The sequence below is a fragment of the Sphingobacterium bovistauri genome (assembly GCF_020295405.1).
GTDB lineage: Bacteria > Bacteroidota > Bacteroidia > Sphingobacteriales > Sphingobacteriaceae > Sphingobacterium > Sphingobacterium bovistauri.
In genome coordinates this window covers 1-9,925 of sequence record NZ_JADEYP010000049.1, presented here as the reverse complement: position 1 = coordinate 9,925, position 9,925 = coordinate 1, and the positions used below count along the sequence as shown (strand labels likewise).

Here is a 9,925-nt window from a genome sequence, read left to right as displayed (position 1 = left end):
ATTGTACTTTCATATCGTTTTTTGGGTGCACCTCAATTTACAAAAAATTGAGGACAAAAAACATAAGCCCCGCCATTATTTTTTAATGACGGGGCTCTTTAATTAACAGACCTTTTTAGACAGCCTCTTTTTTAATATTATGATTACTGAAAGAGTTATTCAGCAACGATTTTGCCTTTCATCATACCAAAGTGACCAGGGAAACTACAGATGTATTCGTAAACTCCTTTTTCTAATGTCACAGATATTTTATCTTCCTCACCAGGACCCAATAATTTTGTGTGAGCTACTACAGATGATAGAGAAGATTTAGGGATATATTCATTATCCGCAGCAGCGGCAGCTTCTCCGCCAAATGTTGCGATATCAACACCAGGTTTTAAGATTACTAGATTATGTCCCATAGATTCTTTAGGTAAAGAACCTACATTTTTTAATGTTAATTCAAGAGGTTCTCCTGCTTTTACGCGAATTAATTCTGTGTTAAATTTCATCTGATCATTTCCTTCTACAGTCCATGTGTTAGATGAAGTCACGTTTTCAATACCTTCTACAGTTTCAGTAGCTCCAGTTGATGGCTCTTCTGTAGGCGTTGTAGCTGTATTGTCAGCTTCATTTTTTGTATTACCTCCACCGCATGATGCGATAGTGATAGCTAAAGCAATTGCAGGAATTAAAAAGTATTTTTTCATAATCTTATATAAATTGTATCTTTCAAATTTACAAATTATCTGCATTTAAGGAAATTTCTTAACTATTTATTATTTGAATCTTACAAGCTTTGACAATTTTATTATATAGTTCTATCGGATGGAAAGGTTTTCCAATTACATCATCAGCACCAACTTCAAACGCAGCCTTTTGTTCATGTTCCATCACTGATGCCGAAATAGTGATGATCGGCATATTACTTAGTTGTGGGTCTAAGCTATTACGAATCTCAGTAATGGCTTCAAATCCACTCATAACTGGCATGTGTGTGTCCATTAATACTAAGTTATAGCGATCTACTTCCAAGGCATCTAATGCTAAGCGACCATTTTTAACAATGTTAACCTCACATTCCCAAGTTCGAAGCATATGAGCTAACATAAAACTATTTAAGTCATTATCTTCTGCCACTAAGATTTTTAAATTGTTTAATTTTTGCAATTCTGTGAATTGTAAATTTTCTTTTTTTCTATCCAAGGTGTTTTCAGTTTCACTTTCAATATCTACTATGAATGAAAAGGTCGAGCCTTCTCCAAAATTACTCTCCGCTAATACTTCACCATTTAGAAGTTTAGCTAATTTTTTTACAATAGCAAGGCCCAATCCTGTTCCACCAAATTTCTTGGTTATACGATCATCTCCTTGCTCAAACTCTTGGAATATTTTATCGACTGATTCAGGCTTGATACCTATTCCTGTATCTTTTACAGCAAATTGTATCCTATTTACATTCTCTTTCTGAGAGAGTTTGTCTATATAAAATTCTATTTTTCCCTCTTGCGTAAATTTTAATGCATTTGATATGAAATTTGTTAGAATTTGTTGTAGACGAAGTGCATCAAACCTTACAATTTGTGGTAGGTTATCCCCAATTATTACATCTAAGAGTAAGTTTTTATTTTCTGCTTTTATTCTAAAAATATTTGTTGTTTCTTCTATCAAGTCTCGCAAATTGAAACTTTCATATTCAATCTTCATCATTCCAGAATCAATTTTGGATATATCCAGAATGTCATTAATAATCATTAACAACGAATTTGATGCAGTATCTAGACGCTTGACCCAATCCATTTGTTCACTATTCAAAGGTGAATTCTTGAGCATATGCATAATGCCCATTATACCATTGATTGGCGTTCGTATTTCATGACTCATATTGGCTAGAAATATTTCTTTTGATTTACGAGCATGTTCAGCCTCCTTATTGGATGCTATTAGAGCAAGTTTAGATTGTTCAAGCTCTGCGTTTTTTTGTATGATTTCTTCTTGAATGATTACTTGCTTTACGAAAGCGTTAACTTTCGCAATGGTAATTTCTGGGTTGAGTGGTTTATATAGGTAGTCTACAGCCCCACTTTGTAGACCCTTGATTAAGTATTTGTCTTCTTTAGAAATAGCCGTTACCATAATAGCAATGATATGGCTGGTTTTTGGGTTAGCTTTAAGTAATGAGACAAATTCAAAACCATTTATATCAGGCATCTGGACATCAACTAAAGCGATATAAATATCATTTTTCCAGCAAAGTTTTAAGGCTTCATTAGGATCAGTTGTGCTGATAATATTGATGTTTTCAATATCCCCTAATAAAGCTTCTAAACTGATAATATTTTCTTCCTTATCGTCAAGTATCAATAAATTGATTTTTTTCATGACTATTAATTTAAAGTATTGAAATATGACACTATTTTAGAATCCGTCCATATTTCTGGATTTAATGTTTCTCGTTTGCCGGCTAAAGGCATGGTTCGAATAGGTGCTACTTCTGGGTCTTGAATTATAATTCTCCCACCAAATTCTTCAATAATACGTAATCCTTTTGCTCCGTCTGTATTTGCTCCTGAGAGCAAAAATGCAGTACATTTTTCTTTATATATTTGAGCAGCTGTTTCAAATAAAACATCAATAGATGGTCTAGAATAATTTATATGCTCTGAACTGTCAATAGAAAACGTGAAATCAGGCTCAATCAGCAAGTGATATCCAGCAGGAGCAAAATAAACATGGTTTTTACAGATGTCTAATTTATCAAATGCTGATACAATATTCTTCTTTAGTTTTCGTGATAAGCTCTTTTCAATCTGCGTGTCGTATTGTCTGTTTCTGTGCAAAACAATGCAAATAGCAGTATCAAAATAAGATGGTAATTGTTCCAATAATTCTGCTATTAAGGTATATGAACCCGCGGAGCCACCTATTAATATAATGTTTGACGCCAGTTGCATTACTTTATTTTTTGGTAGATATTGTATTGTTTGTCGATTACTTTAAAGTTGTTTTTAATATCGTGGGCGTATAAACTTTCCTTTGAACCAAGACACAAGAATCCAAATAGACTAAGTGAATCGTAAAATAAATTCAATACGCGTCGCTGTAACTCTTTATCGAAATAAATCATCACATTGCGACACATGATCAATTGAAATTCATTGAAAGCATTGTCTGTGACTAGATTGTGAGTTGAAAACAACACCTTATTTCTATATTCCTTATTAATAATTGCAGCGTCGTACATCGCTGTGTAATGACTTGAAAAATCTGATGTAGGTTGCGTCTGTAAATAGTTTTCAGTGTAGGATTTTATCTTACTTAATGGATAGACTCCTTTGCGAGCTATATCTAATGCTCTAGGGCTAATATCTGTGCCATATATAAAGCTACGCTCTAATATTTCTGATTCGTTTAATACAATTGCGGTAGAATATGCTTCTTCCCCTGTTGAAGATCCTGCACTCCATAACCTGATTTGAGGATAAGTTTTTAAATAGGGGATTACATTTTTCTTAAGCGATACATAGAAATGCGGGTCACGAAACATTTCTGTCACATTTACCACCAATTCTTGTATGAAATAATGCTGAAAGTCTTTAACGTTGATTATGGTGTTTTTTAAATCAACGATATCCATATTTTGAACTTGCAAAAAACGCTCAACTCTCCTTTTTAAAGAAGATTTAGAATACCCGGAAAGATCATATTCAGAGACATTTTGTAGAAGATATATTATTTCCTCTAAATCCTGAAATTCAATAATTAAATTTTCTTTTAACCCAGCCATACCTGCATTAATGATGTCAACTTATCAATATCGATTGGTTTGCTTACATAGTCATTAGCACCGATTTGTATGGATTTTTCTTTATCTCCTTTCATTGCTTTAGCTGTAACGGCTAATACAGGTAGATTTTTGTATTTTAACTCCTCACGTATCACCTTAATCGCTTCATAACCATCCATTTCTGGCATCATAATGTCCATTAAGACGATATCAACACCATGATTCGGGTCTCTCAAAATATTGACAGCTTCTTTGCCATTGTTAGCAATTTCGATTTTCATGTCATAATTTTGAAGGCTTGTAGATAGAGCAAATACATTTCTCATATCATCATCCGCTATCAATACGCGCTTACCATTCAGGTTATTAGTTTGGGTAATAGTAGGAATAGACGTAGTATTTGGCTGTGCCTTTGTGTTTAATTTATTTAAAAATAGATTAACTTCATCAATTAGTCTATCACTTGATTTATCAGATTTTAATATTGTAGCATTAGCATCCGAAAGTATTTTTTCATATTGTTCTTTTGGGAGTTCGTATGCAGTATTGATAATGATTGGAATATGAGAAAGTTGTTTATGATCTTTTATTCTATCAATAAGATCTAAGCCATTACCATCAGGCAAACTCAAATCTAGGATAATACAGTCGATGTTTTCTTCTTGATTAAGCTTGGTCCATGCCGAGTTAAGTGAGAAAGTCTGTATTACATTGATATTATGGCCCGAAAATGAGTTTTTAATATAGTCACTTTGTAATTCTTGGTCTTCAACAAGTAGTATTTTTTTGACAGATTTACTTAAGTTGATATTTATATTTTCAAATGTACTTTGAATAGTTTCTTCAGTTACTGGCTTATGCATGAATCTAATTGCACCCCTCTCTATAAAATCCTTTTTAGAGAATGTCGCTGCGGACATCATATGAATAGGGATGTGTTTTGTAGCATCCTCATCCTTTAATGATCTAAGAACCTCCCAGCCATCAGCAATTGGCAACATGACATCCAATATGATTGCGCTAGGTAAGTGTGATTTAGCTAATTCAATACCTTTAGCACCATCATGGGCAATTATAACTTCGAATCCATAATCTTGTGCAAATCCCTTTAAGATGTCGGCAAAATTTATGTCATCTTCAATAATCAAAATTGTTTTGGTTTCAGATATTACCTCTGTCTCTGTTTTAGGATTTGATACTATATTTTCTCTTATTATAGGTTTTGTAGTTTGTATTTCGATTTGTTTAGTGTCTTTTTCTATCGAATCAACTGTTTGAATCGGTATTATTAAAGAAAATTTACTACCTACTCCTATTTCACTTTCTACAGCAATACGACCACCTAATAAACTAGCAATTTCTTTACTAATTGATAAGCCTAGCCCAGTACCTCCGTATTTGCGACTTGTAGATCCATCTTCTTGTCTGAATGCTTCAAAAATAAGCTCCTGTTTTTCTTTGGAAATTCCTTTACCAGAGTCAACGACCTCGAAGCATAAGTTGTTTGATTGTAATGAAATATTTAGGTCTACTTTGCCGTTTTGCTCAGTAAATTTAAAAGCATTTGACAAGAAGTTTTTAATAACCTGCTGAAGTCTATATTCATCTGAGAAAAACTCTACAGGTACATCTTGGTGAATCGATGTTAGAAAAGCAATGTTTTTTTCTTTAGCAATTGCTTTGAAAAGTTCCTCGGTATCTTTGACAAATTCATTCGAATTTATTTTTCCGATGTTTAAATCCACATGACCAGCCTCAATTTTCGCTAAATCAAGTAATTCGTTAATTAATTGCAATAAATCAGCTCCAGCATCATGGATTACTTTCGCATATTTTACTTGTTCGTTATTTAAGTTTTGGTGTTTATTATCTTGAAGTAATTTCGCTAGAATTAGAATACTATTAAGTGGGGTTCTTAACTCATGACTCATATTGGCCATGAATTCAGACTTGTATTTACTAGCCAATTCCACCTCCATGATTTTTTGCTCCACTAGCTTGTGAGTTTCATTAAGATCAGAATTTCTAACCTCTAGCTCTTCTGCTTTTTTATTTAACTCAATATTTGCTTGCGTAAGCTCTTCTTGTTGAACACGAAGCTCTTCTTCAGAAGATTCTAGTAAGTTTGTTTTGTGTATTAATTCCTCATTAGTAATGCGAAGCTCCTCTTGTTGCGCTTCTAATTCTTCCGTTTGACGTTGAGTCTCATCCAACAACTCTTGAACTAATAGATGGCTTTGACCGAATTTAATACGAGTTGAGATATTTCTTCCTATCCTTGCGAAATATTCATTATATCTAACTTTATTACTTTCATCTAAATCAGAAATAGCTATTTCCATAACGCCTAATGTCACATCATCATGAACTAATGGACAATAAAGAACAGAATATTTGTAGTCCTTAACTATTGAGCTTTTAATATTTAAATGTTCTATATTTTGGCTTTCTAAAATTACATTGTTCTTATCAAAAGCAACTTTCCCTAAAAAACCATCACCTAAATAGAATTTCTGTAGGGCAAGATTTTTATTCACACCATGTGATGCACATATTTTGAATAAATCTGAATCCAATTGTTTGATGTAAATGGCAATTGCTGGGGATGAAATATTTTGATTTAGAATATTTATTACCACATTACAGATTTCGCTTTCTTCATCCAATCCACTTATACCATCTGAAATCAAAGAGCTTTTTTCTAAAATCCAATTTGTTTGCTCAATTTCTACTTTAGCATGAACAAATTCATTGTTTATGCTGCTCAAATTTTCAGTAGTTTCTCTTAGGGTATTTAGAGTCTGGAGTATTTTGTAGAAGGTGAATGAAATAAAACTAATCACTAAAATTATTAATATGATAATAATGACTTTAGCAATAGTGAAAGAAGATTCATTTTGATCAATCTTTTCTTTTCTGTGCTCGACTATATTTTTGATAAATGCATTTATGATATTTAATGCTTGATTATCTTGTTTATTCCAATATTCTAAGATTTCTATTTTGTTATGCACCTTAGCTGATTCCGAGGTGTTAATTAAATCAGTAACATGTTTTGTGAGAATATTGACATATTCATTATCTAAACGATAGGATTGGAGCTTATTTAGCTCATCATTTAATTTAACTATTTTGCTTTTTATTTCAGGCTTAAATTGATTAGGGCTTTCTATTTCGGAAATATTAGCATTAATTAATTCTCTTAAATTCGTGTTAATCGCTGTCGATATATATAGCTGTTCTTGCGTCTCATTGAGAATAATCTCATTTGTTTTTGTATAATAATTTATACTGTAAAACAAGTATGACGTGCCGATAACCATAACCAATAAGGATATGATACTGCTGGTGATTAACTGAGTTTTTATTCTATTATTTTTAACCATGATATGATAGTAATCAGTCTAATGAAAAGCTCTTTACCGATTCGTTAATAATTTTTTTTGTTTCTCAATAAATATTGCAAATGTTGTGCAATATAAGTAGAATGAAATGATAATAATTTAGATTTTTATAAAATTAAAAGATTTATATGATTTTTTAATTTAAAAAGTGATATAAATTAAATTTAATAAATATCTTTAGAGAAGTGATTATTGATTTAAATACAACAATTTATGAATCCCGAAATTAGTCTTATACTAACAATAGTTGGTGCAGTAGTTGCATTGTCTGTATTGTTGTACTTATTGCCTGTCAATCTGTGGTTTACAGCTCAGCTTTCAAATGTCCGTATTAGTTTGTTAAATTTAGTGCTTATGCGTTTGCGTAAGGTGTCGCCCGCATTGGTAACAAATGCTATGATTATATCAACCAAGGCTGGTTTGCGAATTACAACTAATGAAATTGAAACGCATCATTTGGCCGGAGGTAATGTAAATAGGGTCATTAAGGCACTTATTTCAGCAGATAAAGCAAATATACCTTTGGATTTTAAATTAGCAACAGCGATTGATTTAGCGGGAAGAGATGTATTTGATGCTGTTCAATTGTCAGTTAATCCACAAGTAATTAATACCCCCCCAGTTGCTGCTGTGGCAAAAGATGGTATTCAACTTATTGCAAAGGCACGAGTTACAGTACGTGCCAACATCAATCAATTAGTTGGTGGTGCTGGAGAAGAAACTATTTTGGCTCGTGTAGGAGAGGGAATTGTGACTACTATCGGTTCAGCTACTAATCATAAAGAAGTTTTGGAAAACCCTGATAAAATTTCGAAAACAGTATTGTCTAAGGGTTTGGATTCGGGAACAGCTTTTGAAATTCTATCAATTGATATTGCTGATATAGATATAGGTGAAAACGTAGGTGCAAAATTACAAACAGATCAAGCCGAGGCTGATCTTAAAGTTGCAAATGCACGCGCGGAAGAACGTAGGGCTATGGCTGTAGCTAGTGAACAAGAGATGCGGGCTAAAGCTCAGGAAGCCAAAGCGAAAGTTATAGAAGCAGAAGCTCAAATACCTTTGGCTATTGCCGAAGCATTTAGAGGAGGAAATTTGGGTGTTATGGATTATTACAAAATGCAAAATATTCAAGCGGATACGGATATGCGTTCTTCGATATCTAATCCAAAAAGTAATGATAAAAAATAGTTGGTATTAAAACAAAACCTTGACGATGGGCGCCAAGGTTTGCTACTAACCAATTATAAACCTAAATTATGAAAAGACTTTTTTATGAACAATTCTGATATACTTTGTCTGAATTGTTGATACAAATTTACATCAAGAATTGACACCGGTCAAGCTTTTTGGTGTAAAAGTTGTGAAAACAACTAGTTTGTGACAGTCTTGTGATTATTATGGTTTTTTGGGATAATTCACTGTCTTTTTTGAGTAAATTATTTTTTAGTAGAATTGAATATTAAGCAGTTGCTTATAGCATATTTATGATTTATACACAATTAAAGGGTGTGAAATGTGTCATCTTAGATGTTGATGGCGTACTTACAAATGGGAATATATTAGTTACGGATGATGGAAATCAATTACGAACATTTAATGTTAAAGACGGTTACGCCATCCAATATGCAATCAAACAAGGACTTGATGTTTTCGTAATAACAGGTGCTAAATCTGAGGGCGTGAAGATTCGATTTCAAGGATTAGGTGTCAAGGAAATATTTTTGGGAATAAGTGATAAGTTAGCCGTACTCGAGGATCTTTTGAAAAAATATAATCACGCGTTGGAGGATGTATTGTTTATAGGCGATGATATGCCAGACTATATATGTATGCAACGTGTTGGAGTTGCTGTAGCTCCTGCAGATGCTGTAGAGGATATAAAAAAACTTTGTGATTATGTCTCTAAATTTAAAGGTGGTGAAGGAGTAGTACGTGAGGTCTTGGAAAAGACACTTCGTCTTCAGGGTAAATGGCATGTCGATGTCTTGACTACAAGTGTATAATATGCTGAGGGATAAATTGAAAGGTATAGAGGTGATTTTAGGTTCACAATCGCCAAGGAGGAAAGAATTATTAGCCTCATTAGATATAGATTTTTCAGTCGTGATTAGAAGTGTTGATGAAACAATTCCACCTGAGGTTAAATCTATAGAGTCAGCTGAATACGTTGCCTTAAAGAAACTTGCCGCTTTTGATGGAGAAGAGTTTAAAAATTCATTAGTAATCACCGCGGATACAGTTGTAGTGGATTCGGATAATAATGTTTTAGGAAAGCCTAAATCTAGAGAAGAAGCTTTTCAAGTATTGGAATCACTTTCGGGTAAAAGTCATCAAGTTTTGACAGGGGTAGCTATAGGTTATGCTGGTAAGGTGATTCATTTTACAGACGAAACAGTCGTTCGATTTGATAATTTGGAAACTAGCGAAATAGTTTATTATGTCGATAAATATGAGCCTTATGATAAGGCTGGTGCATACGGTATCCAAGAGTGGATAGGCCGCATTATAGTCACTCATATTCATGGTTCATATGAGAATGTTATGGGATTGCCTACAGCTAGACTTTATCGAGCAATAAAAGAGTTAATATAATAAAAGGAGGCTTTTAATGGACTGCGCCCCAAAAGTTAGACGAATTTATGCAATCTTTTTGAAATAATGAGCTCGGTATTCTATCGGGCTCATTCCTTTTAAATTTGATTTAATTCTAACCTTATTATAGTAATTGATATAACTTATTATTTCCTTT

General features: G+C 33.0%; 9 protein-coding genes. 3 read left to right on the top strand and 6 right to left on the bottom strand.

The annotated features are described in order from the left end of the window. Positions 1 to 155: 155 nt before the first annotated feature. The 5 genes from IPZ78_RS16880 to IPZ78_RS16860 are packed head-to-tail and all read right to left on the bottom strand — an operon-like array spanning position 156 to position 7,155. Complete coding sequence (locus IPZ78_RS16880; RefSeq protein WP_225555158.1) at positions 156 to 692, bottom strand: plastocyanin/azurin family copper-binding protein; 537 nt, start codon at positions 690 to 692, stop codon at positions 156 to 158. Between the two features lie 58 nt (positions 693 to 750). Further along, positions 751 to 2,364: a response regulator gene (locus IPZ78_RS16875; RefSeq protein WP_225555157.1), complete on the bottom strand. Its 1,614-nt coding sequence runs from the start codon at positions 2,362 to 2,364 to the stop codon at positions 751 to 753. A gap of 5 nt (positions 2,365 to 2,369) precedes the next feature. Then, the gene (locus tag IPZ78_RS16870; protein ID WP_225555156.1) at positions 2,370 to 2,936 is read right to left on the bottom strand and encodes a chemotaxis protein CheB; all 567 of its coding nucleotides are present in this window, start codon (positions 2,934 to 2,936) and stop codon (positions 2,370 to 2,372) included. Next, positions 2,936 to 3,769 (bottom strand): CheR family methyltransferase, encoded by an 834-nt coding sequence (locus IPZ78_RS16865; protein ID WP_225555155.1) that lies wholly within the window; start codon positions 3,767 to 3,769, stop codon positions 2,936 to 2,938. The genes IPZ78_RS16870 and IPZ78_RS16865 overlap by 1 nt, the downstream gene beginning before the upstream one ends. Beyond that, a complete protein-coding gene (locus tag IPZ78_RS16860; protein ID WP_225555154.1) occupies positions 3,757 to 7,155 on the bottom strand; it encodes a response regulator in 3,399 nt (1,132 codons plus the stop codon). The genes IPZ78_RS16865 and IPZ78_RS16860 overlap by 13 nt, the downstream gene beginning before the upstream one ends. Positions 7,156 to 7,386: 231 nt before the next feature. Here IPZ78_RS16860 and floA point away from each other — a divergent pair, with 231 nt between their 5' ends. From floA to IPZ78_RS16845, 3 genes are all read left to right on the top strand, one after another. Beyond that, a complete protein-coding gene (floA, locus tag IPZ78_RS16855; RefSeq protein ID WP_225555153.1) occupies positions 7,387 to 8,364 on the top strand; it encodes a flotillin-like protein FloA in 978 nt (325 codons plus the stop codon). 296 nt (positions 8,365 to 8,660) lie between these two features. Continuing rightward, complete coding sequence (locus IPZ78_RS16850; RefSeq protein WP_225555152.1) at positions 8,661 to 9,179, top strand: KdsC family phosphatase; 519 nt, start codon at positions 8,661 to 8,663, stop codon at positions 9,177 to 9,179. Between the two features lies 1 nt (position 9,180). Continuing rightward, on the top strand, positions 9,181 to 9,768 hold the full coding sequence (locus IPZ78_RS16845) for a Maf family nucleotide pyrophosphatase (RefSeq protein WP_225555151.1): 588 nt from the start codon (positions 9,181 to 9,183) through the stop codon (positions 9,766 to 9,768). 45 nt (positions 9,769 to 9,813) lie between these two features. On the opposite strand, the gene IPZ78_RS17415 is transcribed toward IPZ78_RS16845, so the two are convergent. Beyond that, positions 9,814 to 9,915 carry an IS3 family transposase gene (locus IPZ78_RS17415; RefSeq protein ID WP_394371242.1) on the bottom strand — a complete coding sequence of 34 codons (102 nt, stop codon included), beginning with the start codon at positions 9,913 to 9,915 and terminating at the stop codon, positions 9,814 to 9,816. Positions 9,916 to 9,925: the final 10 nt, after the last annotated feature.

What these genes read in the sequence shown, in the direction of transcription:
- IPZ78_RS16880 (WP_225555158.1), bottom strand. Translation starts at nt 692, where the DNA reads ATGAAAAAATACTTTTTAATTCCTGCAATTGCTTTAGCTATCACTATC.
- IPZ78_RS16875 (WP_225555157.1), bottom strand. Translation starts at nt 2,364, where the DNA reads ATGAAAAAAATCAATTTATTGATACTTGACGATAAGGAAGAAAATATT.
- IPZ78_RS16870 (WP_225555156.1), bottom strand. Translation starts at nt 2,936, where the DNA reads ATGCAACTGGCGTCAAACATTATATTAATAGGTGGCTCCGCGGGTTCA.
- IPZ78_RS16865 (WP_225555155.1), bottom strand. Translation starts at nt 3,769, where the DNA reads ATGGCTGGGTTAAAAGAAAATTTAATTATTGAATTTCAGGATTTAGAG.
- IPZ78_RS16860 (WP_225555154.1), bottom strand. Translation starts at nt 7,155, where the DNA reads ATGGTTAAAAATAATAGAATAAAAACTCAGTTAATCACCAGCAGTATC.
- floA (WP_225555153.1), top strand. Translation starts at nt 7,387, where the DNA reads ATGAATCCCGAAATTAGTCTTATACTAACAATAGTTGGTGCAGTAGTT.
- IPZ78_RS16850 (WP_225555152.1), top strand. Translation starts at nt 8,661, where the DNA reads ATGATTTATACACAATTAAAGGGTGTGAAATGTGTCATCTTAGATGTT.
- IPZ78_RS16845 (WP_225555151.1), top strand. Translation starts at nt 9,181, where the DNA reads ATGCTGAGGGATAAATTGAAAGGTATAGAGGTGATTTTAGGTTCACAA.